The organism is Flectobacillus sp. BAB-3569, from assembly GCF_002270355.1.
Lineage (GTDB): Bacteria > Bacteroidota > Bacteroidia > Cytophagales > Spirosomataceae > Flectobacillus > Flectobacillus roseus.
In genome coordinates, this window is the sequence record NZ_NJFZ01000005.1 from 392668 (window position 1) to 417546 (window position 24879).

The following is a 24879-nucleotide window of genomic DNA, read 5'->3' on the forward strand; positions in this document are numbered from 1 at the left end:
TTTGTCATTAGAATTTACGAATAAGTACAACACCTGCTAATAATAAAAGTGCCCCCAAGAGGCGCCCTGCCGATATTTCACGTACAGGAAGATTAAATAAACCAAAATGATCCATCAGTATCGAAATAGTCATTTGCCCAGCTATCACCAAACCAAAAGTTAGTGCTGCTCCTAATCGTGGCATCAATACCACAATCGTGCTTACATAAAAAGCACCTAAGATTCCAGCCAGCCAAACATACCAAGGCGCAGTACGAAACGCCGTAAATTGTTGCATGGGTATCTGGGCAACAATGGCATAAACTATCAAGGCAATGAGCCCCGTAATGAATGACAGAATAGCCGCTAAAATCGGATGACCTACAATTGAGGCCATTTTACCATTAAATGCAGCCTGCGTAGGAAATACTGCCCCACAAAGAAAAGCTAAGAAAATAAAAATGAATTGTTGCATTTTATAGGTACAAGAGAGATTGTAATTGCTCGATAAATAGTAAATTGGTTGAAAGGCGTTTGCCTTTTGTAAACTTTCAACAATTTCATCAAAAACTATGAGAAAAACATTTTACCTCAAGATTCTGTTCATTTTATTTTCTTCTCAACTCTTTGCTCAAGCTCCCACTAATTCTTTCAAAACGGATAAAGCACTGGAAAAAAAGCTTCAAATGCTCGTAAAAGACTTTCAGGGTGTGGCAGGTATTTATGTGAAACATTTGAAAAAGAATACGGGAGTAGCTATTCAAGCAGATACCATTTTTCCAACGGCAAGTATGATTAAGGTACCTATAACCATTGGTTTGTTCAACAAAATCGAGAAAGGCGAATTGGATTATCACGCGATTCTTACTTACAAAGACTCCCTTTTGTATGCTGGAGAAGATATTTTAGGCTCGTTTAAGGATGGTGAAAAAATCGCTTTGAGTAAGGTCGCTATGTTGATGATTACTACCTCTGACAATACCGCCAGTCTTTGGTGTCAGGCTATGGCTACTGGTACTGCCATCAATGAATGGCTAGCTGCTAATGGTTTTGAAAATACTAGGGTTAATTCGCGTACTGCTGGTCGTGAGTCCTATCGTAAAATTTATGGCTGGGGACAAACTACCCCTAGAGAAATGGCTGAATTATTAGTAAAAATTAGAAAAGGAGAAGTAATTAGCCCTGCTGCCAGTGAGCGTATTTATCGTAATATGGTGAGGATTTATTGGGATGGCGAAGCACTAAGTCAAATTCCTCCAACGATTCAGGTGGCCTCTAAACAAGGTGCCGTGAATCAGTCAAGATCTGAGGTCTTTTTAGTAAATGCGCCTTCTGGTGATTATGTAGTTTGTGTTACGACTAAAAATCAAAAGGACGAATCATGGACAAGAAATAACGAAGGGTATCAATTATTGAGAAATGTTTCAAAAATAGTTTGGGAACATTACGAGCCTAAATTCCAATGGACAGCACCAGCAGGGATAGAAAAATGGTACTGATTGGGGTAAAATAAAAAAGGTTATCTTTTCAGATAACCTTTTGGGGAGAATGATGGGGCTCGAACCCACGACCCTCGGTACCACAAACCGATGCTCTAACCAACTGAGCTACACTCTCCGTTTTTTTGGTGATGCAAAATTAGGTATTTTATCAGTATTAGGCAATACTTTGAAGCTTTTTTTTACAAAAAAAATCAAAGTATTGCCTAAGTTTTTGATTATCTAGGCTTTAGCTGATTGGTATCTAGCTTCAGCAATATTCCAGTCAATTACATTCCAGAATGCGTCGATATAATCTGGGCGTTTGTTTTGGAACTTCAAGTAGTAAGCGTGTTCCCAAACGTCTAATCCGATTACAGGAAAACCTTTAACATCAGCTACGTCCATCAATGGGTTGTCTTGGTTTGGCGTAGAAGAGATAGCAACAGAACCATCTTTTTGAGCTACTAACCAAGCCCAGCCTGAACCAAAACGACTGATTGCTGCTTTTTTGAATTCAGCTTTGAACTCATCGAAAGAACCAAATTTAGCATTGATAGCTTCAGCCAATGCACCTACTGGAGCACCACCACCGTTTGGAGAAAGAATATTCCAGAACAAGTTGTGGTTGAAGTGACCACCGCCGTTGTTACGAACCGCTGGTGAAAGCGTGCTGATAGAAGCCAAAAGTTCTTCCAAAGACTTACCTTCTAATTCTGTACCTGCTACAGCAGCGTTCAAGTTTGTTACGTAAGCATTGTGGTGACGGTCATGGTGGATTTCCATTGTCAATGCATCAAAATGCGGCTCCAACGCGTCGTTAGCGTATGGAAGTGGGTCTAATACGAATGCCATTTTTTAAGTTAATTAAGTTAATTGAGTTTAAAATATATCTGTCAAGTACTTTAGAAATAGACTGTCCAATGAATCATGTAGATTGATAAAAACAACCTATAACCAAGTCGTCGTTGTTGGTGACTAAGAGTCTTTGTCTAAAAAACTGCCTTCAGAGGCTATAAGTTCCTGTAAAGTTTGTTTATTAAGGAAAATCTAAGAACTGAATGAGCCAATGGTACGACTAATAAGCTAACGTAGTTTTTTGAAAAAGCTTTTCAGCATAGCTTCACAAGTCTCTTCCAATACGCCAGTGATAATTTGTGTTTTGGGGTGATAAATTTTTGGACTCACTTTCGAACACCCCCTTTTATCGTCCATGGTACCAATGACGATTTTCCCTATTTGAGACCAATACAAAGCCCCACCACACATAATACAAGGCTCAAGAGTTACATACAATGTACAATCTCGAAGGTATTTTGCTCCGAGCGTGTTAGCTGCAGCCGTTAGTGCCAACATTTCGGCATGAGCGGTCACATCCTGCAATAGTTCGGTCTGATTATGTGCTTTGGCAATAATGGTATTTTGACAAACGACCACTGCTCCCACTGGAATTTCCCCTTTTTCCATGGCCATCTCTGCTTGGTAAAGTGCCAATTGCATAAAGTACTCATCTGAAAAAAGGGAATTATTCTTTTGCATTAAAACTCTAATTTTTCTTCTTGTTCATAAGCCAACCCTTGTGTGGCACGGTTGCGAAGGTAAAAATCTACTAAAACCAAGGCTGCCATTGCTTCTACGATAGGTACAGCACGTGGTACTACACATGGATCGTGGCGGCCTTTACCTGATACCGTAACAATATTACCTTCTTGATCCACACTCGCTTGGTCCTGCATAATGGTTGCTACTGGCTTGAAGGCTGTTCTGAAGTAAATATCTGCCCCATTTGAAATACCACCTTGGATACCTCCTGAATGATTAGATTTGGTTTTTACTTGTTCGTCTTCGATAAAAAACTCGTCGTTGTGCTCAGAGCCGTACATTTCTACGCCAGCAAAACCACTGCCATATTCAAAACCTTTTACGGCATTGATACTTAACATAGCTTTACCAAGTTCGGCATGAAGTTTATCAAAAACAGGTTCGCCTAAGCCTACAGGTGTACCTGTTACCACGCAGTCTACGATTCCACCAATTGAATCTCCCTTTTTACGAGTTTCATCAATATAGTCGAACATTTCTTGTGCTAAGGCTGGGTCTGGACAACGAACGGCATTTTCTTCTGCCAATGCCAAGTTGAGCTCCTGATATGATTTTTCTAATTTTAACTTACCTACTTGCGAAACGTAAGCTTTGATATCTATACCAATATTTTTTAATACCAACTTTGCCAAAGCACCTGCTGCAACACGAGCCACCGTTTCACGAGCCGAACTACGACCACCACCACGATAATCACGGACACCGTATTTAGCTTGATAGGTAAAGTCAGCGTGCGAAGGTCTAAATTGTTGAGCAATATGTGAATAGTCTTTCGAACGTTGGTCGCCATTCCAAACCAACATAGCGATAGGCGTACCAGTGGTTTTTCCTTCAAATACACCCGAAACAACCTGAAACTCATCGGCCTCGCGACGTTGTGTTGTAATACGTGACTGCCCTGGCTTACGGCGGTCTAACTCACTTTGAATAAATTCAGCATCAAAAGGAATTCCAGCTGGACATCCATCTACCACTACCCCAACTGCTTGTCCGTGCGATTCACCAAAAGTGCTAATTTTAAATAATTTACCGTATGTACTGCTCATTTTTTGAATGATTTGACTCGTGGCAAGGGGTACTTCAAATTGCCCATGAGTCGATGTTATTGTCTGGTTCTCTTGCCTGGTAAAAACAGATAAATCAATCCTGCCAGCATAATGATAATGATGATATTTGCTTCGTTCTTGAGAAGTCTCACCAAGTTGCTTGTTCCTTCGGGTGTCGAGATATTCTCTAGTCCATCATAAATCGTCGAATTTTCAGCATTAGGAGTATCTACCGTGCTAATAGTTCGACCCTTGGTATGGATTATCACTTTGGGCTTTAGCGTATCATATTGAGCTGTAGTTGGATTGAAAAATACCCAATTGAAATACTTTGACATTGCAAAGTTACCAGCCTGTTTGGGAATAATATGAAAAGTAAAAGATTTTGTGCCAATAATTTTACTGCCTTGAGGCGATACAATCGAGTTAATATCAGGTTGAAAAAAGTCAAAAGTACTATCATTTTTGACTTCGGGTAAACGAATTACAGAGATATTCCCATCACCAATAATTTGAATTTGATAGTCGATAGATTGCCCTGTTTGAGCTTTACTATTACTCACATTCTCTTTAAGCGAAAAATTGCCCACCGATACTTGTTGCTTCAGAGGGTGCGGTGGTAAGTCTCTCGGCTGTATGGTAAAAGCTTTACTCGAAAAAGTAACATAATTACGTTTTTTAGATTCTTTTTCATCAAAGTCTTTTAACAAACGAAGATTTGCAGAAGGGATACTAATTTTCTTGTTATTAAGTGGATAAAAAGTTGCCTGATAAAACTTGTATTGCGTATAGGTTCTACCATTCAATTTTACCGTCGAAGTTTGCGTTTCGGTAAGTCCAAAGCTTTCTTCCCAGCAACTTTCAGGTTTTATCTTTTTGATAATTTCAGGAATCTGTATTTCGTTATGATCAAATTCTAAAGCGGCTGTATTGTTTTCGGCAACATAAAACGCTAGCGTCAAGGTAAAGTTTTCTCCCACATAAGGCGCTAATTTGTTGGTGCTGATGGCCAAAAATGCATTTTCTTTTACATTTACTAAGTCTTTTTGATTGCCTTCAGCTACTGATACCAATGATTCCTCATTCTCCGTTTCAGGATTAGGGCTTGCTACTGCTTTATTGACAATCACAACTACTCCCTCATTTTTGATTTCGGTGCCATTAACCAGTACTTTAAATGGTTTGATTTTTAACGTACCTTCTTTTTTAGGCTGGTAGTTTTGGGTAATATTATAGGTAACCGTAGGCTGTCCATTAACAACCGAACGAGCAATAGACTTTGAATATCCTCGTTTATTAAATTCTATTAATTCTGGAAATTTACATTCAGGAAATGGCTGGTCAGGATTTGTTTTTACCACAGTTGTTATGGTAAAAAATCCATCCATTGTGATGGTCTTTTCACCCAAAACAAGTGTAGGTGTGTTTTCCTGAGCTATCAGCGAATAGCTAAATAAAAAACAAAATAATATTAGAATATTGATATATTTATTTGTAAATTTCACCGTTTTTCGTCAATAGATACTATTTTATGGGTTTTGAATGATTTACTGTTTTCAATTTCTAGATTTATTCGTTGGCGAATATGACACACTAAAATGAAAACTTTGAGTTTGGGATGAAGAAATGCCTATGTGTCTGAAGTGCTAATTGTTGAGCAATTTACGACTTTTACCTCAAGAAGACACTATTCAAACTTAAATTACCGTTTAACCTAATAACTTAAAAACCAAGATTATCAAATCTAATTTAAACTATGACAGCTTTAGACTATGTCAAAATGATACTTGAGAAAGTAAGTTTTGATGCAAAGTTATTTGAAAAAGAGCTAAGAAAGGCAATTAAAAACTTAGCCATCGATGAAATTAAGTTCTTGCATGAATGGTGTTTTGAAAGATATGGCAAGATGTATGAAAAGTTAATCACTAAATGCTTTAATCGTTTGAAAAGGAGGATACCTCTGAGGCTAACGTAGTTTCTATACAATCTTATGACATAATAAAAAGGTCTGTATCCAAGAATGATATCTTCGGTACAGACCTTTTTATTTGAAGCTATGGACTTTCGGTGGTGGACTTTGGAAAAAGCATGGCTGTGGGTATTAAATAACATTTTAACACTCTTTGCCTTGTGCCTAGTGCCTAAATACATAACTTAATTTTTATTTTGCCCACTAACCTACTTGTATTACCTATATAATCAATTCATTAGCAAATAATTACGGTAAAACTATTTTTTGAATATACGAGTTGTATTATTGAGATTTATCATTAATTTGCGAGTAGGTGGAAAACTCAATGGTTTCATAAAACTACCATTTTTGAATAGCTATTACCATTTTGTTTCCATCGTTCTGTTAGCCTTGTGCAATTGAATTTTACTAAAATAAGCATGTTTCATAACAACCATATATTCCAACATCTCAAGCGTAGAGGTCATTAGTAGAGGTAACTGACAAAATACCTTCGGCTGATGACCATATTGTTCACTAAAAATTGAATTAGTCATGGGTCGGAAAGTCTTAGTATTGAATCAAGATTACACAGCATTAGCCGTTTGTTCTATTCCCAAAGCATTTTTGTTAGTGTACCTAAATAAGGCCGATTTGGTGGCCGAATCCGAAAACGAGCAATTACATAGTATTTCTCAGGCTTTTCCTATGCCTTCGGTTATTCGCCTTCACAAGTATATCTATATGCCTTATAAGGGTGTCATATTGTCTCGTCAAAATATCTTCCGTCGTGACCACAACGTATGTCAATATTGTGGCTCCAAAGATGACCTTACCCTCGACCACGTCATGCCAAAATCACGTGGTGGACGTACTACATGGGATAACCTCACGACAGCCTGTCGAAGATGTAATTCAAAAAAAGGAGATTTAACACCAGAGGAGGCAAATATGCCACTCAGAAGCAAGCCTTTCAAACCTTCGTTTATTATGTTTCTGCGTGACTTAGGTGGTAGTCTAGAATCAAGTTGGATTCCGTTTTTGGGAAAAAGAGAAAAAGCGATATTTTAATTTCGGAATTTGAAAATGTGATGATTTGAAGATTTGGAAATGGTTGTATTTTCAAATCTTCAAATCATCACATTTTCAAATCACATTTATTTTTTCTTGTAAAGAGGCACTGTACTACATGGCTCGCCAAACATTAAGCTCTTGGCGTGAGGCATGAGTTTTTGAGTGATTTCTACATACGCTGACGTAGGAACAGGTACTTTTGAGCAGCCTTTTACCACTACTCTAGCATCTGCATAATCCAATGGATTGATTTTAGCAATAGCGTCAAAATACAACTTATCTTCTAATTGTTCCAAATTTCCATATACTACCGCATTGGCAAACGGACTTAATTTAAGTGCCAAAAGCATATATGCCCATGTCGGAATAATCGCGTCTTCTGAACAAATAACAGCTACATTTTTGCCTTCATAAATAGACCAATCATGATTTTTGAGAAACTCACGGAAATCTTTTTCTTTCAAAATCATTCCCATGAATAGGTTATCTTTCAGATCATAAATGACTCTTTCGCCTTGGTGATAATAATCTTCAAGGTCGAGCGTAACCAATCCACTGCTGGCTACTTTATTGATAATTGGGTCGTCTAGTTCCATAATCATTAAACTTAAGATTGATGCTCAACAAACGTTAGGCTTTGTTTTGGGCAGCTTTGGGAGTTGTTCCAACAAAATCTTTTAAATAGAAAGGCTCAAAGCTTACTACATTTTCAAATGCCTGTTCTTGAAAAGCCTTGTGAGCTAATACACCTACTGTGCGAGCTGACGGATATAACTCTGTATTTGGGAAATGGGCATTAGGATGAGCAATTTGGCTTTTGCACTTGGCAGCACCATCTCCAAAAAATACAATAGGCTGTTTTTCTAACAATGTGATAAAAGCTGTTTCGTCAATAATTTTGGCTTCAATTTCACTGATATTTTCCATAGCAGCATTCCAAACACCACAGTAAACCTCCATACGACGTGCATCAATCATCGGGCAAAGTAGCGTGTCGGCACTGTACATATCTTTGAGTTGTGCTGCCATGGCTTCGAGGGTATTTACGGATAATAAAGGCTTGTCCAAAGCAAATGAAAGCCCTTTTGCCGTAGATACGCCAATGCGCAAGCCTGTATAAGAACCTGGTCCTTTGGCAACAGCAATGGCATCGAGTTGTGGAAGCTCATAGCCAGCTTGTTTAACTACATTTTCAACCAATGTAGTCAACATACCTGAATGCGATTTTTCAGTAAATAATTCAGAAAGACCTAATAGTTTGCCTTCTTTGTGTAATGCTACAGAACAAACTTTGGTCGAAGTATCGATACTAACTATCAGAGACATAATGATTTGAGATTTCGCTTTGCGAATGTTTTTATTGGTGAGTGGGTTAAAATCAATATCTCACTCTATCTAAACAAAAATGTGCTTGAGAATTGCTCCCCAAGCACACAAATTTACGAAATATTTATAGCCAGAATACTATTTCTTTCCTTTCAAGATATTGTTATAGCGGTTCATATCGCCAAATAACTTGAGTGCAGCTTGTATTTCTGGGTCTTTGGCAAATGATTGCTCACGAGTACCTTTTTGTAAATAATAATGTACCACAATTTCTTGCTCCAAAGCTGTTTTGATTTCGTCCTTAAACTTCATCATATCAGCTTCTTTGTTGTGTGAAAGTTTTGTGCGCAAAGCTTTCAATTGCTCTGCTACAGCGTCGTAATATCTTTCCTTTTTAGCAGAAGCTTCAAGTTCATTCAAGTCTTTTTCAGCCTGAGTGGTATAGTCAAAAGTTTGCGTGGCTGCCCATTTAACAAAGTCTTGATATTCGGCATCACTCAAAGAAAACTCCTTGGCAGGCTTAATGCTCGGATGCTCGAAATGGTATTTGATGGCATAATCAAACAAAATCAAACGACCCGATAAAGATTGAGTTACTACCGCAGGAATTGGCTTTTCAACTTCAATATCAGGTAAAATTCCTCCACCATCATAAACGGTACGACCACTACGGACAGTTTTGAAAGCTGTCATAAGCGAATCTGGTACTTTTCCTACACTACCATCTGGGTTGCGGTGGCTATAGTCAATCGCCTGAATACAACGACCACTTGGGATATAGTATTTGGCAGTAGTTACTTTGAGTTTGGTATTGTAAGGTAAATCACGTGTGATTTGAACCAAGCCTTTTCCATAACTTCTTTGTCCAACCAAAACTCCACGGTCGTAGTCCTGAATTACACCAGCGACAATTTCAGCAGCCGAAGCACTTCGCGAGTTAGTCAATACCGAAATCGGCATATCTACATCTACAGCCGCTTTTACCCCCGAATAGGTTTTATTCCATTCTTCAACTTTTCCTTTGGTTGAAACAATTTCAGAATCTTTTGGTAAGAAAATATTACAAATATCTACCGCCATATTCAAGAGACCACCAGGGTTTTCTCTCAGGTCAAGGATAAGTTTTTTCATGCCTTTTTCCTTCAATTCAGCAAATGCCTGACGAACTTCTTTGGCTGCGGTGGTATTAAAGTCCTTCAGGTCGATATAGCCCACTTCGTCGTTGATCATGCCGTAGTAAGTGACATTTTTCATTTTCACGACATCACGCGTTACGCTAATATCTTCAAGTTTATTGCTACCATAACGTTTTACGGTAAGTTTTACTACAGTACCTGTTTGACCTTTGATAAGTTTGCCGGGGTCGATACCTTTTTTACTAAGTTCGATGCCGTCTACTTTTACAATTTCGTCACCAATACGCAAGCCAGATTTTTCAGCTGGTGTTCCTTCGTCGATAGCCATTATAGTAATACGCCCCGAACGATTGCCCGTTACAATACCAATGCCGTTGTACTTACCAGTGGTCATGGTCATGTAATCCTCAATATCGTCTTCGGCATAGAACACGGTATATGGGTCAAATGACTTCAACATAGCGTCGATAGACATTTTGATAGTACGATTTGGATTTATTTCGTCGACGTAATAGCGATTGAGCTCCTTGAAAAGCGTAGCATAAATATCAAGGTTTTTGGCAATTTCAAAAAAACGCTCTCCTTGGTCGGTAAATGAAGCGAGAGATAAACTTCCAACAAGAGCAGAAGTCGCCAAAAGGGCTCGGTAAGGTCGTTTTAATTTCATAATAGGATTAATTCAGCTTTCTACACCAATAAGAATATAACGAAGCTAAAGCGATTGTGTTATTTTGTATAACAAAAAACTTAAGTAACTCGGCAAAACTGGATAATTATGCGCTAGGCTGTAAGCTTAGGCATTAGGTAAGTACAGCTTTTAGCTTACGACATATTGCTTAAAGCATATTGCGGGTAAAATTACATTTTATGCAAAATACTCTTCATCGACTTTTCGATTTTAGCGAAGTCTTCGATTTTTTTACCAATATACACAAAAGCGATGGATGCTGGTAGAGGGCTGTCTTTTTTTGAAGCAGGATAGATTTGTTGAGACGATATGCCTCTCTGGTGCGACGTTTGACTAAGTTACGGTCAACAGCATGTTTAAAGTAGCGCTTAGATACAGAGATAAGCATCTGAGGATGTGTAGGTTCTGTATTTTCGTTAGATAATTCTTGTAGAAAATAAGAAACACGAAAAGGGTAGAGAAAAACCGATTTGGTGTTTTCACTACCCTTATCAAAGAGGGAACCAATTACCTTCTTACTGGAAAGTCGTTCAGATTTCTTTAAAGTTGCTTTCATGCAAAGTCTCATGTAAGTGTCTCTGGAATCGCGTTGAGCAACTGTTCACACGATACTTGAAACACGAAACGCAGAAACTTTGTATTATTTACCTCTCTTCTCGTCTGAAACTGTCAATTTGTGTCTTCCTCTTGCACGGCGAGCTGCCAATACACGGCGACCATTTGCAGTTGACATTCTTTCACGGAATCCGTGCTTGTTTTTTCTCTTTCTTACCGATGGTTGAAACGTTCTTTTCATTGCTATTGAAAATTGAAATGCCTTTTACAATATGAACTGACTGATTTTCAGAGATATTTTGAAAAATTATCAAAGGATGTCTGAAGTATCAGTGAAAATTTTCAAAATACAAAAATCTTTTGCCCCGAAATTAGGACTGCAAAGGTACTCAATTATTTTTTAATTGCAAACTACTTTTACAAAAGATTCTAAATGCTTGGAGGTTGATTATGAGTTACTTTGGATTCTTTGTGAATAATAGTACCTTGCGGCTTTAGCTATATCAATAAAATATGAGATACAAAATTTATGCAGAAAATCCACAAAATCATTTCTTAACTGTAGAATTGGAGGTGGAGAATATTACATCTGACCGTATAAAAATTCAATTACCTGCTTGGCGTCCGGGACGTTATGAGCTACAGAATTTTGCTAAAAATATTCAAACGTTCGAAATTTTTGACGAACAGCAAAACCCCGTGGAGTTTCATAAAGTAAACAAAGACCGCTGGAAAGTCTATACCAAAAATATCTCAAAATTAACTATTAGACTTCGTTATTACGCTTACATTCAACATCCTAAAGGCGTTTTTGCTAATGCGGGTAGCTCGTATGTAGACGAAAATACTATGTATGTCAACTTCGTAAACTGTCTGCCTTATGTAAGTGGGCGCATGCATGAGCCTTGTACGGTTGAACTTGGAGTAGCTGATGAGTATAAAATCGCTTGTGGGATGCCAATAGAAGGAAAGACTTTAGTGGCACAAGATTATTATCAGTTGGTAGATTCGCCAGTATTGGCTAGTCCATATTTACAGTGCCAAACGTATAAGGCTGCGGGTATTCAATTTTATGTTTGGTTTTTGGGAAATTATCAACCAAACTGGGAGAAAATCCTTTCAGACTTTGCCAGTTTTTCTGAAAAACAAATTGACATAATGGGAGATTTCCCTGAAAAAGACTACCATTTTATCAACTGGATATTACCTGTGGCTTTCTATCATGGTGTTGAGCATCGTAACTCAACCATGATTGTATTAGGTCCAGATACAGAGGGTGATGGTCTTTACACCGATTTATTGGGCGTAAGTTCTCATGAACTGTACCACGCTTGGAATATTTGTAAGATTCGTCCAGTGGAAATGATGCCTTATGATTTTACTAAAGAAAATTATTTTCCAACTGGCTTTGTGGCAGAAGGTGTTACGACGTATTTAGGGGATGTTTTCTTAAAACAGTCAGGTGTATTTAGTCTTGATGCCTATCTAAAGGAATTTACAACTACTATTCGCCGCCATTTTGAAGAAGATGGACTATCACCTATGTCGTTAGTAGAGGCTTCTTTTGACTTGTGGCTTGATGGTTATGTGCCTTCTATTCCTAATCGTCGTGTATCAATTTATAACAAAGGAGCTGTTGTTGCCTTTTTATTGGATGGATTGATTCGTGAAGCAACGCAACATGAAAAATCTATACATGATGTCATGCGATTGATGTGGGAAAATTTCGGAGAGTCAGGTTTGGGTTATTCATTGAATGATTATAAAAAACTAGCAGAGGAAGTATTTGGAGGTAGTTTGGAAACCTATTTTGTCGAATGCATTTCAGGAAGTATTCCTTTACAAGAACAAGTAAAAGCACGCTTGGCGTGGTACGGAATTGAAGCTAGTTTTGACGAAAACCTTCGCTTAACTATCGGTCAAGTAGATCATGAGAATGAGAATTTACGTAATTGGTTGGGCTAAAGACTAGTTGTGATGTAACTTTGTCGTCCAAATTGGTCTATAAGTGACCTATTGCTACTCGAAATATTTAGAAAAATGAAAGATAAAATTAAACAATTAGCTGCATCCATGGCGGGTGAGTTTGTGGCCAATCGTCGTTATTTGCACACAAACCCTGAGCTTTCGTTCCAAGAATTTAATACACAAAAATACGTTGCCGAGCAACTCAAATCGATGGGGATTACTCCTACCGAAATTGCTAACACGGGCTTGGTGGCAACTATCGAAGGGCGCAATCCTAGTACAAAAGTAGTGGCTTTGCGTGCGGATATGGATGCTTTACCGATTGTTGAAGCCAATGACGTACCTTATAAATCACAAAACCCTGGTGTAATGCACGCGTGTGGGCATGATGTGCACACAGCGTCGTTGTTGGGAACTTCACGAATTTTGAGTCAACTCAAAAATGATTTTGAAGGAACCGTAAAATTGGTATTCCAACCTGCCGAAGAAAAAGCCCCAGGTGGTGCCAGCATTATGATTGAGCAAGGTGCATTACAAAATCCTGCGCCTCACAAAATGTTGGGACAGCACGTTGCACCTAATATTCCTGTAGGGAAAATCGGTTTTCGTGAAGGAATGTACATGGCTTCGGCAGATGAGTTATACTTAACTGTAAAAGGAAAAGGTGGACATGGTGCTATGCCCGAAAACTGTATCGACCCTGTTTTGATTGCTTCTCATATCATTGTGTCGATGCAACAAATCATTTCTCGTAACCGTAATCCTCGCTATCCTTCGGTTTTGACTTTTGGAAAGGTAATTGCCAATGGAGCAACCAACGTTATTCCAAATGAGGTATATATCGAAGGTACTTTCAGAGCGATGGACGAGCAATGGCGTGCCGAAGGTTTGGAAAAAATCAGAAAAATTGCCGAGCTAACTGCCGAAGCTATGGGTGGAACATGTGAGGTATTTATCCAAAAAGGGTATCCTTTCTTGCAAAATGAACCAGAATTAACGCGTCGTATGAAAGGTGCCGCGATTGATTATATGGGTCAGGAAAATGTGATTGATTTGGATATTTGGTTGGCTGCTGAAGATTTTGCTTTCTATACACATCATGTAGATGCTTGTTTTTATCGTTTAGGAACTCGCAATGAGGAAAGAGGCATTATTTCGGGAGTACATACTCCAACCTTTGATATTGATGAAAATGCTTTAGAAATTGGAGCAGGTTTGATGAGTTGGCTGACCATTCAAGAGTTACAGACTTTGTAAGCTTTAATTTTCTGAAACAGAACTATATGAATATCGGGTAGAGTGCATAACTTTACCCGATATTTTTTTAGATACCCGATACCTAAACATGGATTCTATGAAAAAACTCATACTCTTTAGCTTCATTTTTGGCGTATTTGCCTGCAAAAGTATTCCCAAAGAACAAGAAATCATCGTTGGTTCGGGTGGTGGATTTGCTAATTTATGGCAATCATATACACTTAAGTCTTCAGGAGAAATTCTTTATCGAACCAATAAAAGCGACTCGGTAAAGCTTATTCAGAAGCTGACAAAAGCTCAAACCAAAAAAATATTCAAGGCTGTACAAGGGCTTCATCTGGATAGTTTGTCACAGAATGAGGCGGGTAATATGAATCATTATCTTGTTTTTTCGGAGGGTAAAAAATTTTCTTACAAAACCCAATGGACTAACCCTAAGAGTGTCAATGATTCTATCAAAATGGTTTATCAGTCTATTTTAGAGAAAATCAAAAAATAGAAATCAAGCTTGAAAATAGATATATCCGTTTCACAATCTCAATTGCTTTTTGTTTATGCTTCCTAAAGACAGATTCTCGACGCAAGCCAATTTATATGCCCAGTTTCGCCCGACTTATCCACAGGAACTTTATGATTTTATCTTTCAATATGTGGATAAGTTTGGAAATGCTTGGGATTGTGCCACAGGTAATGGTCAAGTAGCAAGAGTTTTAGCCCAAAAGTTTCAACAAGTCGAAGCTACAGATATTAGTCAAAAGCAGTTAGATAATGCTTTTCAGGCTAGCAATATTCATTATCAAATTTCACAGGCAGAAAAAACACCTTTTGCAGATGCTATATTTGATTTAATCACGGTAGGACAAGCTATTCACTGGTTTAATTTTGATGCCTTTTACCAAGAAATCAAACGAATTGCAAAGCCGAATGCCCTATTAGCTTTTTGGGGATATGGCACCTTGTTGATAGAAGAATATCCAAGTTTGAATCAAGATTTTCAACACTTTTATCAAGAACAAATTGGCTCATACTGGGATGGTGAACGTGGTCATATCGACCAAAAATACACAACAATTCCTTTTCCATTTGATTCTATTCCAACGCCTGAGTTTTCGATGCAATATTTTTGGAATTTTAACCAGTTGGAAGGGTATCTAAATACATGGTCGAGCGTCCAAAAATATATTCAGCAAAATGGAAATAATCCTGTTACGGAATTTGTACAGCAATGCAGAGAGAAATACGCTGAAGATTTGACGTTCCAAGTGAGCTTTCCAATATTTTTGAAAGCAGGCAAAATTGAGCGATAAAAAGTAATAGCGTTTATATGTTTGTCTGTGTTTCAACAAATACCGCCTGTTAGTCTGTTAATTCTTTTGTCTCATGAAAAAACATTACTCTTCATTGCCTTGCTCGGATGTGTGTCTGTGGCACAAGCGCAAAAAACTTTCAAGCAAAAATCTAAATCTGGGCAAGGTACTAGTCCTAATTTGCCCATGGTTGATTTTTCGAAAAGTGCAGAACCTTCTTCTTTTTCTCGCTATAATTTTCAGTATTCGAATAGTATTTTTCGAGAAAATTTGATGGCGAAAAAAGACGGTCTAAGTATTTCGAGAGATGAAAATGGTATGCCATCGTTTATCGTGGGTAAACCTAAAAATCTTTCTTCTAATACGACAACCAAAGCAGGACGATCTTCTGAAGCCTCGGCAGCTTATAACTATTTATCAGCTGTTCAAAAATATTTACATCTCAAGAATGTAGAAGAGGAATTTGATGTAAATCAGATTGAGAATGACAATCTTAATCAAACTCATATCCGTGTGCAACAGATGTATAGGGGCGTTCCTGTGTATGGTGCTCAAATCATGTTGCATACCAAAGACGATGCCGTGGAGGTAATGAATGGTAAGCTTTATCCGACACCTAGTTTGGCTTCGACCGAACCTAGTATGGGGACAGAGCAAATTGCTTCTGTAGCTCTTCAGGATGTTCAGCAACAAACTAAATTGCGTACCTTGAGTTTTGCCGAAAAAGCCATGCTTAAATACGAAAAGCCTCAGTCAAAGCTTTTTGTTTATCATAAAAATGAATCAGTAAACGACCAGCATTTGGCATACGAAGTAGTGGTTCGTCCTAACTTTTTGGAAAGATGGATTTATATGATAGATGCCAATTCGGGCGAAATTTTAGATAGATATAGCTATACCTGTACGCTCGATGGGCCACAAAAAGCCAATGCCATAGATTTGAATGGTAAAACGCGTGCTATTAATACCTATTTGGTTGGCTCAAATTATTACATGATTGATGCCTCAAAAAGTATGTATAAAGGCGGAACGATCAATGTCGAAAACCCACAAGGCGTTATTTGGACGCTCAATGCAGCAGGTTCGTCAGTAAATGATGTAACTGTACGTCAGGTATCTTCTACTAATAATACTTGGGGTAATACTGAATCTGTTTCGGCACATTATAATGCTAGTTTGGCGTATGATTATTACGAAAAAACATTTGGTAGAAAATCCTTAAATGGTAAAGGAGGTAGTATTATTTCCCTAATCAACCTGACCGATGAAGATGGCAGAGCCATGGACAATGCTTTTTGGAATGGTGAATTTATGGGATATGGCAGAGGAGCAACGATGTTTAAACCTTTAGCAGGCGGACTTGACGTAGCTGGGCATGAAATGACTCACGGAGTAGTAGAAAATACAGCCAACTTAGTATATCGTGGACAATCTGGTGCGATTAATGAATCGATGGCAGATATTTTCGGAGCGATGATTGACAGAGATGATTGGTTTATGGGCGAAGATGTAGTCAAAGGCTCAAAGCCATTAAGAGATTTATCCAACCCTAATCAGGGAGGTGCGAGCTTGCGAGATGATGGTTTTCAGCCTGCCAGCATGAACCAATATTATACAGGTTCAGAAGATAATTATGGGGTGCATATCAACTCTGGAATTGTCAATTATGCTTATTATCGCTTTGCAACATCTATCAATTCTAAGGAAAAAGCAGAAGCCGTATATTACCGTACCTTGACGAAATACTTAACTAGTAGTTCAAAATTCCTTGATTTGCGTCGTGCAGTGATTCAGTCTGCCACAGATTTATATGGAACAAATAGTACAGAGGTAAATGCAGCTAAAAGTGCTTTTGATGCCGTAGGTATTACCGACTCAAACCCACCAAATACAACACCAAACACAGGAACGACAACGCCTGTTCCAGCGCCATCCAATGATGTTCCGACTAAAAAAGGTTCTTCATTTATCTTAAGTTATGACCCTAAAGACAAGTCATTGTATGTGTTAGATACAGTTGTAAATACGAGTACCTATGTTTTGATTGCGAAAAATATTGTCCTGAAAAACAAACCAAGCGTTACTGATGATGGCAAATATGCCTATTTTGTAAAACAAGATAATGGTATCTATCGAATAGACTTGAGTACCGTAAAAACATTTTCGCCTAATGACCAAAGCTCAACCATCAAACAAGAACTTATTTCGGCTGCGGGTTGGGACAATGTGGCAGTTTCGAAAGATGGTAAGCGCTTGGCGGCTATCACAACCAAAGTCGACACCAGTATTTATGTTTATGACCTTAGTGCTTCGGGAAGCTCTATTCCTGGGCGTAAGTTTAGATTGTATAATCCAACCTATTCGGGTGTAAAAACAGGACAAGTACTTTATGCCGATTCGTTTGAATGGGACTATGATGGCGAAAACTTAGTTTATGATGCCTTTAACCAGTACAAAACTGCAACTAATACCAAAATTGAATATTGGGATGTAGGTTTTATTAATGTTTGGAGTAATCAAAAGAATACCTTCGGGACTGGCGTTGTCAATAAACTTATCAACGATTTAGTAGAAGGAGAAAATGTTGGTAGTCCTGCTTTTTCTAAAAACTCTACCAATATGTTGGCTTTTGATTATTTCTATTCGGATAGTCAAGGTGATGATTACGCCGTTTTGGGAGTCAACTTATCTCGTCCTTCCGATTTACAGATTACTGCTATCAATAATACCATTGGTTATCCAGAGTTTTCAAGAAGTGATGACTATGTAATTTTTAATGCCCTAGATGCTAAAACTGGACAAGAGAATACGGATATTATTCAACTAGACAAAAACGACAAACGTGTAGGTATTGCATCTACGCAAAAGACGTTAACACAAGAATCCTCTTTTGCCGTTTGGTACACAAACGTAGCCCGTACTTTGCCTCAAAAGAAATCTCAGGCTTTAACTATTACTAAAGTTTCAGATAAAACGGTGGGCGACGCTGCCTTTACTATTACAGCAAGTTCTAATTCGGGATTAAGCGTAATCACGTCTGTTTTGGGAGGGCCTGCTTCTATTTCTAGTAATAGAATTACGTTAAACGGAACCGCAGGACGTGTGCGCTATGGCGCATATCAGGATGGGAATACACAATATTATGCTGTTTCTCAAATAGACTCATTCTGTGTGAATCCTGTAAAACCTACCATTTCGGTTGTGAAAAAGACCGATGCTAATGGCGATTATTGGGAATATACCTCAAGTGCTACCACAGGAAATGTATGGTACAGAAATGGTACAGTTTTGAGCGATCAAATAGGCTTGCGTTCTATTGCTGTAACCTCAGGTGCTAGTTTTACAGTTCAGGTCGTAACGACGGATGGTTGTAAAAGTATTATGTCGGATGCTCGTCAGGACGCTCCAATTGGCAAAGTTTTAGGTTTTGAACCACTGGATAGCAAAGGCGTTATAGTTTCTCCGAATCCAATACAGGATATGACAAAAGTACAAGTTGGTACTCAAAACAGAATTGAGTCTATCCATGTCATTAATACCGAAGGAAATGTTTTGCAAACCATAGAAGGTAGCCGTCAAAACGAGCAATTGATTAATCTTCAGTCGCTTCCAGCAGGTAATTATATTTTAGATGTAAAAACGAAGGAAGGAGACGGAAGACAAAAAGTGGTCAAATTGTAAGCACAAAAAACTTTATTTTGCTCAATAGACTTACCATACAAAGGCGTTAGGATACATTCATCCTAACGCCTTTTGTTTTTTAGCAAGACTAGGTTAGTTTTACAAAAAAGGGAACAGGCATCAGGCACAGAGGCACAAAGTTTTTTAATAATTCACTTGCCACTTTGTGCCTGTTCACTCTGTGCCTTCATGCTAAACTCATTTCATCATCTTATTTGCAAACCTGAAATTATGTTAAAAACTACTTTATTCTCGCTTGCGGCGGGATTAGTATCTCAGGCGATTGTGGCGCAAAATACTGAAACCTATTTTGCTTCTTTCCCTTCAATCAGCCCTGATGCGCAAACCCTTGTGTATTGTTTTGAAGGAGATATTTGGAAAACAGACCTCAATACCAAAGTCTCAACTCGCCTCACAGCTATGCGAGGTACAGAAAGTCGTCCAAAAATCTCTCCTGATGGAAAATGGTTGGCTTTTACTGGCTCGCAATACGGCAATCCAGATGTCTATGTGATGCCTCTCGAAGGCGGCGCCATTCGTCAATTAACATTCCATGATACCCAAGATTATGTAGAATCTTGGTCATGGGATTCGAAAAGTATTTACTTGAGTTCGGGGGCACAAAATGACGGAACTGCCTATAAACTTGCTATCAATGGAGGAACGCCCGTACGTTTATTTTCTCACTTTTTCAATCGTATCCACAACGTAGCCGAACACCCAACTACGGGCGAGATTTTCTTCAATGATACTTGGGAAAGCGATAACCAAAGCACTCGTAAAGGCTATAAAGGGGCGTTTAATCCAGATATTCAATCTTATAACCCTAAAACTAAAGCCTACAAGCGCTATACCAATTACATCGGTAAAGACCTTTGGGCAAGCATCGACCGCAGTGGTAATGTCTATTTCGCCTCAGACGAAGCCAATGGGCAATACAATTTATACACTTTCCAGAATGGACAAAAGGTCGCTTTGACGCAATTCCCCGAGGCAATCAAACGTCCGCAAGTGAGCGCCAACGGGCAAAAGGTTGTTTTTGAAAAAGAATACCAATTGTATGTGTATGATGTTGCAAGTAAGACTTCTCAGAAAATTAACCCTAATCCACTGCGAAATTACGTTTTGCCACACGAGCAAGACTTTAAAGTAAGTGGAAATATCGCTGGGTTTGATGTGTCGACAGATGGTAAAAAATTGGCATATTCATCACGTGGGGCATTATTTGTTTCAGATGTTGAAGGGAAATACATTGCTCAAATTCCAACAGACGCTCATGGACGTGTGGTAGAAGTTAAATGGCTTTCTGACAATAAGACTTTACTTTTTACACAAACTACTGAAAAAGGTTACTACAACCTTTTTACTATTTCGGCAGATGGTAAAGGTAAGGCCAAACAACTTACTTCGGACGAGCAAAGTAACCGCAATATCACCTTCAATAAGGAGAAAACTCAGGCGGTATATATCAGCGGCAAAAATGAAATTCGTGTATTAGATCTCAAAACGCTTGTCTCGAATACAGTCGTAAAAGAAGAGCTTTGGGCACTTTACAATCCTAAACCTTATTTTTCACCTAATGGTGAATATGTCATGTTTTCGGCATATCGCAATTTTGAACAAGATATTTTCTTGTATCATTTGGCCGATAAAAAGCTCATTAATTTAACCAATACAGGTATTACCGAAACCAATCCGTATTGGTCGCCAGACAGCAAGTATATTTATTTCGAATCTGACCGTACCAAAGCAAGCTATCCATTTGGTTTGACTAATGGACGTATCTACCGAATTGCCTTGAGTAAAATAGATACCCCTTTCAAATCTGATAAGTTTAATGACTTATTTAAAGAAGAAAAGAAAGAAGAGAAAAAGGACGAGAAAAAAGAAGAGCCTAAAGACACAAAGGCTAAAGGCAAAAAAGAACCAGAGAAAAAACCAGAACCTGCCCCAGCACCTAAAATAGTGCCAATTGTCATCAATATGGAAGGATTGATGCAGCGATTTGAGCAAATTAGCCCTGATTTCGGTTCTGCCGAAAGCCCTGTTGTGTTCCAGAAAGACGATAAAACATCGGTACTTTTTGTTTCAAATCATGAAGGAGGAAATGGCGCATTATACAAAACAACTATAGCTCCTTTTGCTAAAAATAAAACAGAAAAAGTAGAAGGTGCTAGTGTGTACGATTATGAAGTTGCCATGGCTGATGGCAAATACTTTGCATTGGTTGGAGGAAATATTTATAAACTCAATCTCGATGGCAATAAGCTTGAAAAAATTGACTTGAATTTTACTTTCCGTAAAAATTTAGCCAATGAATTCCAACAAATGTTCTATGAAGCTTGGGCGGGTGTACAAGAGAATTTTTATGATGAAAAATTCAATGGTTTAGATTGGGTAAAAACACGAGAAAAATATGCAAAGTTTTTACCTGCTATCAACAATAGAGCAGACTTACGTACTTTATTGATGGATATGCTAGGCGAACTGAACGCTTCGCACTTAGGTTTCTCAACAGATGGTGACGAAGATGCCACTTTCTATAAAGCTGTTTCTCAAAACGTAGGAATTGTATTTGAAAACGAAAATCCTTTTGTCGTAAAATACGTAATCAAAAACTCCATTTCGGATAAAGCAGATAAAGATATTCGCCCAGGAGATAAATTAGTGAAGGTAAATGCAGATAGCGTTGACACCAATATCAACCGTGATTTCTATTTCTCAAAACCATCGTTGGACGACGAAATTAGTTTGACATTTGAGCGTAGTGGCAAAACATTTACGACCAAAGTACATCCACAGCGTAGTTATGCTCAGATTCGTAGCCTATATGACGAATGGATTGACCAAAACCAAGAGTATGTAGATACCAAGTCTAATAAGCGTATCGCTTATGTACACATGAGCGATATGGGACGTAGCGAGTTTGAGAAGTTTATGATTGACGTTACCTCAGAGGCCTATAACCGTGAAGGTTTGATTTTTGATATTCGTAACAACAGAGGAGGAAATGTCCATGATTTGGTCTTGAATTTCTTATCTCAGCGTGCGTATTTGAAATGGAAATATCGTGAAGGACAGTTTACCATTCAGCCCAACTTCAATCCAGCTGACAAACCAATTGTGTTATTAATCAACGAACAATCCTTGAGTGATGCCGAAATGACAGCGCAAGGTTTCAAGCAATTGAAGCTTGGTAAAATCATCGGTACAGAAACCTATCGTTGGATTATCTTTACTTCGGGCAAAGGTTTGGTAGATGGCTCGTTTTATCGTTTACCATCTTGGGGATGTTATACTTTAGATGGCAAAGATTTGGAAAAAGAAGGCGTAAGTCCAGATATTTCGATTCCTCAAACCTTCACTGATCGTCTTGAAAACAAAGATCCACAATTAGATAAAGCGATTGAAGAGATTCTGAAATCTTTGAAATAAAGAGAGATTAGAGGTATTAAGATTTTACAGAAATAAAAAGGGAATGATAGCTTTTGTATATCATTCCCTTTTTATTTTTCCCATTGTTATTTTCATGGCTTAACTTGCATTCTGATTACAATACAAACAATTTCAAAGAATCCTGATTAAAAGAGTTTATTTTTCAATATGTCATCCAATTCACAAATTGACTTTTTTCAAAAAAGACAGCAATATTTCGAGTCACTTCAAACACAAACACAAGCTCAATATAATCAATGGGCTGTAGCCCGTGCTATCTACTTTATCGCTTGGGGAAGCCTGTCTTATTGGGCATTCGAAGCATTATCTCCTTGGATTTTTTTAGGAATTTTGGTTGTTGGTTTCGGGGTATTTCTTTGGATGATCAACAAGCATTTGGCTATTAAGGCACAAAAACTACGTTATCAACTCTTAACCAATCTTAATGAGGACGAAGCGCTCCGTTTGAAAGGTCAATTTGTAAGAACAGAAACAGGAGAGGGTTATGCACAAGCACAGCATTTTTATGCTTCAGATTTAGATATCTTTGGAAAGCATTCCATTTTCAAATTACTCAATCGCACTCGTACCTACACAGGTGCGGAGATATTGGCCACTTGGCTACAAAACCCAGCTAATCAGGCAACTATTTCAACACGTCAAGAAAGCTCATCCGAGTTGAAAGACATGATTGATTGGCGACAGAATTTGGAAGTAGATGCTTGGCAAATCGAAGATGTACATCAGCCTATTACTCCTATCTTAGAGTGGCTTCAACTAGCTCCGTTTGAGGTTTTAAAGCAAAAATCTTTACGATATTTGCTCTACTTACCCTATCTCAGTATTCCTGTGGTATTGGTCTGTATTTTAGATATTTTGCCATTACAATGGATTTTGGCGGTGTTTATTATTCATGGTTTTATTCTTAGAAAAGTCAGTGGATTGCTAGGGCTATATCTCGATAAAACCTCTTCGGTGGCTAATGTCCTAAAAGCCTATGCGAATTTGTGTAAAAGTATTGCAGTACCCGAATTTAAACATCCTCATTTACAGAAACTACAAGCAGAAGTTAATCAAGCAACGGCTCATATTCAAGAATTGAGTGTTTTATTAGAAAGAATTGGCAATCGTCAAAATCCCATTTTTGCCCTCTCTGTCGGTATGTTGACACTATGGGATTTACGTTATTTTATTCATTTGGAAAATTGGCGAGCCAAACATCAAAATCATTTGGCACACTGGATTGCTATTGTGAGCGAATTTGAAGCACTGAATAGTTTGGCTGGACATAGTTTTGCAAATCTTTCCCATATTATTCCCCAAATTTCTGATAAAGATTTTATCATCCATGCTACACAATTGGGACACCCTTTAATTAAGGCCGAGAAACGTGTTTGTAATGATATTCAGATAGAAGGGCTAGGACAATGCGTGATTATCACTGGCTCGAATATGTCTGGAAAAAGTACTTTTCAGCGTACAGTAGCCCTCAATACCATTTTGGCATTGGCTGGAAGTGTGGTATGTGCCCAACAATTTGAGTGTTCAGTGATGCAAGTATTTACTAGTATGCGTACTCAAGATTCTTTGGAAGAAGATACATCTTCATTCTATGCAGAACTCAAACGCTTAAAACAACTCATCGATTGGGTTAACGAAAAGCAAAGCTTACCGACTTTCTATTTCCTAGACGAAATCTTAAAAGGTACTAACTCCAAAGACCGTCATGATGGAGCAAAGGCCTTGATGCTTCAAATGCATCAAGCTCAAGCCTCAGGCTTTATTTCGACCCATGATGTTGATTTGGGGGATGAGTTTAGTGAAAAAGGATTTGTCAAGAACTTCAGTTTTTCGTCAGAAGTAAGAGAAGGGAAATTAGTTTTTGATTACACCCTCAAACAAGGAATTTGTAGAAGTTTCAACGCAAGTCAGCTGATGGCTCAGATTGGAATAAAGATGTAAGGAAAGGGTAAAATTAAATTGATTTTACCCGCAATAGGTATTAAGCTATACGCCGTAAGCTAAAAGTTAAATAGTTTTTTTGATAGAATTTAAGCATTTTTTGCCTAATGCCTTACAGCATAAAGGGTATCTTTTTAGGGAAATGAGGAATAAAACTACTTTTATCAATCATAAATACGGCATTTTATGATTGATAAATTCAGATTATATCAATCATCGGTGGATTATGGATAGACTAAATCTCATAAAAAGTCTTTGCTTTTCTATAGTTTGAGAAGTACAATTCCTTTCGAATTATCTTATTTCTATTCATCAAAAAAGGGGTCGGAAAATATTTCCCAACCCCTTTTTTGATGCTATTATGATTGATTTTAACTCTGCATAAGACGCAATCACTGCTTCTCTACAGGTACATTGAGATTGAAGAAATAATC

21 protein-coding genes and 1 tRNA gene are annotated in these 24879 nt (G+C 38.1%); 10 read left to right on the forward strand and 12 right to left on the reverse strand.

Features of this window, described 5'->3' with window-relative positions:
- Positions 1–7 precede the first annotated feature (7 nt).
- Complete coding sequence (locus tag BWI92_RS05385) at positions 8–454, reverse strand: DMT family transporter (RefSeq protein ID WP_095161092.1); 447 nt, start codon at positions 452–454, stop codon at positions 8–10.
- Positions 455–551: 97 nt separating this feature from the next.
- On the opposite strand from BWI92_RS05385, the gene BWI92_RS05390 reads away from it, so the two are divergent.
- Positions 552–1478 carry a serine hydrolase gene (locus BWI92_RS05390; RefSeq protein ID WP_095161093.1) on the forward strand — a complete coding sequence of 309 codons (927 nt, stop codon included), beginning with the start codon at positions 552–554 and terminating at the stop codon, positions 1476–1478.
- Positions 1479–1519: 41 nt separating this feature from the next.
- On the opposite strand, the gene BWI92_RS05395 is transcribed toward BWI92_RS05390, so the two are convergent.
- The 5 genes from BWI92_RS05395 to BWI92_RS05415 form a co-directional block, all read right to left on the reverse strand.
- A tRNA-His gene (locus BWI92_RS05395) sits at positions 1520–1596 on the reverse strand.
- A gap of 104 nt (positions 1597–1700) precedes the next feature.
- Positions 1701–2312, reverse strand: a complete 612-nt coding sequence (locus BWI92_RS05400; RefSeq protein ID WP_095161094.1) for a superoxide dismutase — start codon at positions 2310–2312, stop codon at positions 1701–1703.
- 231 nt (positions 2313–2543) lie between these two features.
- Positions 2544–2996, reverse strand: a complete 453-nt coding sequence (locus BWI92_RS05405) for a nucleoside deaminase (protein ID WP_095161095.1) — start codon at positions 2994–2996, stop codon at positions 2544–2546.
- Positions 2996–4105: a chorismate synthase gene (aroC, locus tag BWI92_RS05410; RefSeq protein ID WP_095161096.1), complete on the reverse strand. Its 1110-nt coding sequence runs from the start codon at positions 4103–4105 to the stop codon at positions 2996–2998. Before aroC ends, BWI92_RS05405 begins: the two co-directional genes overlap by 1 nt.
- 56 nt (positions 4106–4161) lie before the next feature.
- Complete coding sequence (locus BWI92_RS05415; protein ID WP_095161097.1) at positions 4162–5610, reverse strand: BatD family protein; 1449 nt, start codon at positions 5608–5610, stop codon at positions 4162–4164.
- Positions 5611–5861: 251 nt separating this feature from the next.
- Between BWI92_RS05415 and BWI92_RS05420 the strand changes: the two genes are divergently transcribed.
- Positions 5862–6080, forward strand: coding sequence for a hypothetical protein (locus BWI92_RS05420; protein WP_095161098.1), 219 nt, complete (start codon positions 5862–5864; stop codon positions 6078–6080).
- Between the two features lie 356 nt (positions 6081–6436).
- Here the strand turns inward: BWI92_RS05420 and BWI92_RS27235 are convergent, their stop codons facing one another.
- Complete coding sequence (locus BWI92_RS27235) at positions 6437–6613, reverse strand: hypothetical protein (protein ID WP_176464357.1); 177 nt, start codon at positions 6611–6613, stop codon at positions 6437–6439.
- Between BWI92_RS27235 and BWI92_RS05425 the strand changes: the two genes are divergently transcribed.
- The gene (locus BWI92_RS05425; protein ID WP_095161099.1) at positions 6612–7127 is read left to right on the forward strand and encodes an HNH endonuclease; all 516 of its coding nucleotides are present in this window, start codon (positions 6612–6614) and stop codon (positions 7125–7127) included. The two genes, BWI92_RS27235 and BWI92_RS05425, sit on opposite strands and share 2 nt — an antisense overlap.
- Positions 7128–7213: 86 nt before the next feature.
- Here BWI92_RS05425 and BWI92_RS05430 read toward each other — a convergent pair whose 3' ends face one another.
- From BWI92_RS05430 to rpmH, 5 genes are all read right to left on the reverse strand, one after another.
- The gene (locus tag BWI92_RS05430) at positions 7214–7726 is read right to left on the reverse strand and encodes a DUF2480 family protein (protein ID WP_095161179.1); all 513 of its coding nucleotides are present in this window, start codon (positions 7724–7726) and stop codon (positions 7214–7216) included.
- Between the two features lie 34 nt (positions 7727–7760).
- Positions 7761–8456 carry a tRNA (adenosine(37)-N6)-threonylcarbamoyltransferase complex dimerization subunit type 1 TsaB gene (gene tsaB, locus BWI92_RS05435; protein ID WP_095161100.1) on the reverse strand — a complete coding sequence of 232 codons (696 nt, stop codon included), beginning with the start codon at positions 8454–8456 and terminating at the stop codon, positions 7761–7763.
- Between the two features lie 138 nt (positions 8457–8594).
- Positions 8595–10259, reverse strand: a complete 1665-nt coding sequence (locus BWI92_RS05440) for a S41 family peptidase (RefSeq protein WP_095161101.1) — start codon at positions 10257–10259, stop codon at positions 8595–8597.
- 214 nt (positions 10260–10473) lie between these two features.
- Positions 10474–10848, reverse strand: coding sequence for a ribonuclease P protein component (rnpA, locus tag BWI92_RS05445; RefSeq protein WP_310588861.1), 375 nt, complete (start codon positions 10846–10848; stop codon positions 10474–10476).
- Positions 10849–10920: 72 nt separating this feature from the next.
- Positions 10921–11076, reverse strand: a complete 156-nt coding sequence (gene rpmH, locus BWI92_RS05450; protein ID WP_095161102.1) for a 50S ribosomal protein L34 — start codon at positions 11074–11076, stop codon at positions 10921–10923.
- A 272-nt stretch (positions 11077–11348) separates the two neighbouring features.
- On the opposite strand from rpmH, the gene BWI92_RS05455 reads away from it, so the two are divergent.
- The 7 genes from BWI92_RS05455 (at position 11349) to BWI92_RS05485 (ending at position 24445) form a co-directional block, all read left to right on the forward strand.
- Entirely contained in the window at positions 11349–12800 is a 1452-nt protein-coding gene (locus tag BWI92_RS05455) for a M61 family metallopeptidase (protein ID WP_095161103.1), read from the forward strand.
- A gap of 75 nt (positions 12801–12875) precedes the next feature.
- Positions 12876–14060, forward strand: coding sequence for a M20 family metallopeptidase (locus BWI92_RS05460; protein ID WP_095161104.1), 1185 nt, complete (start codon positions 12876–12878; stop codon positions 14058–14060).
- 97 nt (positions 14061–14157) lie between these two features.
- A complete protein-coding gene (locus tag BWI92_RS05465) occupies positions 14158–14559 on the forward strand; it encodes a hypothetical protein (protein ID WP_095161105.1) in 402 nt (133 codons plus the stop codon).
- Positions 14560–14614: 55 nt separating this feature from the next.
- On the forward strand, positions 14615–15367 hold the full coding sequence (locus BWI92_RS05470) for a class I SAM-dependent methyltransferase (protein ID WP_095161180.1): 753 nt from the start codon (positions 14615–14617) through the stop codon (positions 15365–15367).
- A 66-nt stretch (positions 15368–15433) separates the two neighbouring features.
- Entirely contained in the window at positions 15434–19048 is a 3615-nt protein-coding gene (locus BWI92_RS05475) for a M4 family metallopeptidase (protein WP_141234694.1), read from the forward strand.
- A 231-nt stretch (positions 19049–19279) separates the two neighbouring features.
- Positions 19280–22483: a S41 family peptidase gene (locus tag BWI92_RS05480; protein ID WP_095161107.1), complete on the forward strand. Its 3204-nt coding sequence runs from the start codon at positions 19280–19282 to the stop codon at positions 22481–22483.
- 168 nt (positions 22484–22651) lie between these two features.
- Positions 22652–24445, forward strand: coding sequence for a MutS-related protein (locus BWI92_RS05485; RefSeq protein ID WP_095161108.1), 1794 nt, complete (start codon positions 22652–22654; stop codon positions 24443–24445).
- The last annotated feature ends 434 nt before the right edge of the window (positions 24446–24879 follow it).

Bases quoted from the DNA above. Each gene is read 5' to 3' on its own strand.
- BWI92_RS05440 (WP_095161101.1), bottom strand. From the start codon at position 10,259: ATGAAATTAAAACGACCTTACCGAGCCCTTTTGGCGACTTCTGCTCTT.
- BWI92_RS05470 (WP_095161180.1), top strand. From the start codon at position 14,615: ATGCTTCCTAAAGACAGATTCTCGACGCAAGCCAATTTATATGCCCAG.
- BWI92_RS05465 (WP_095161105.1), top strand. From the start codon at position 14,158: ATGAAAAAACTCATACTCTTTAGCTTCATTTTTGGCGTATTTGCCTGC.
- tsaB (WP_095161100.1), bottom strand. From the start codon at position 8,456: ATGTCTCTGATAGTTAGTATCGATACTTCGACCAAAGTTTGTTCTGTA.
- BWI92_RS05460 (WP_095161104.1), top strand. From the start codon at position 12,876: ATGAAAGATAAAATTAAACAATTAGCTGCATCCATGGCGGGTGAGTTT.
- BWI92_RS05425 (WP_095161099.1), top strand. From the start codon at position 6,612: ATGGGTCGGAAAGTCTTAGTATTGAATCAAGATTACACAGCATTAGCC.
- BWI92_RS05385 (WP_095161092.1), bottom strand. From the start codon at position 454: ATGCAACAATTCATTTTTATTTTCTTAGCTTTTCTTTGTGGGGCAGTA.
- BWI92_RS05400 (WP_095161094.1), bottom strand. From the start codon at position 2,312: ATGGCATTCGTATTAGACCCACTTCCATACGCTAACGACGCGTTGGAG.
- BWI92_RS05420 (WP_095161098.1), top strand. From the start codon at position 5,862: ATGACAGCTTTAGACTATGTCAAAATGATACTTGAGAAAGTAAGTTTT.
- rnpA (WP_310588861.1), bottom strand. From the start codon at position 10,848: ATGAGACTTTGCATGAAAGCAACTTTAAAGAAATCTGAACGACTTTCC.
- BWI92_RS05485 (WP_095161108.1), top strand. From the start codon at position 22,652: ATGTCATCCAATTCACAAATTGACTTTTTTCAAAAAAGACAGCAATAT.
- aroC (WP_095161096.1), bottom strand. From the start codon at position 4,105: ATGAGCAGTACATACGGTAAATTATTTAAAATTAGCACTTTTGGTGAA.
- BWI92_RS05455 (WP_095161103.1), top strand. From the start codon at position 11,349: ATGAGATACAAAATTTATGCAGAAAATCCACAAAATCATTTCTTAACT.
- BWI92_RS27235 (WP_176464357.1), bottom strand. From the start codon at position 6,613: ATGACTAATTCAATTTTTAGTGAACAATATGGTCATCAGCCGAAGGTA.
- BWI92_RS05405 (WP_095161095.1), bottom strand. From the start codon at position 2,996: ATGCAAAAGAATAATTCCCTTTTTTCAGATGAGTACTTTATGCAATTG.
- BWI92_RS05430 (WP_095161179.1), bottom strand. From the start codon at position 7,726: ATGGAACTAGACGACCCAATTATCAATAAAGTAGCCAGCAGTGGATTG.
- rpmH (WP_095161102.1), bottom strand. From the start codon at position 11,076: ATGAAAAGAACGTTTCAACCATCGGTAAGAAAGAGAAAAAACAAGCAC.
- BWI92_RS05480 (WP_095161107.1), top strand. From the start codon at position 19,280: ATGTTAAAAACTACTTTATTCTCGCTTGCGGCGGGATTAGTATCTCAG.
- BWI92_RS05390 (WP_095161093.1), top strand. From the start codon at position 552: ATGAGAAAAACATTTTACCTCAAGATTCTGTTCATTTTATTTTCTTCT.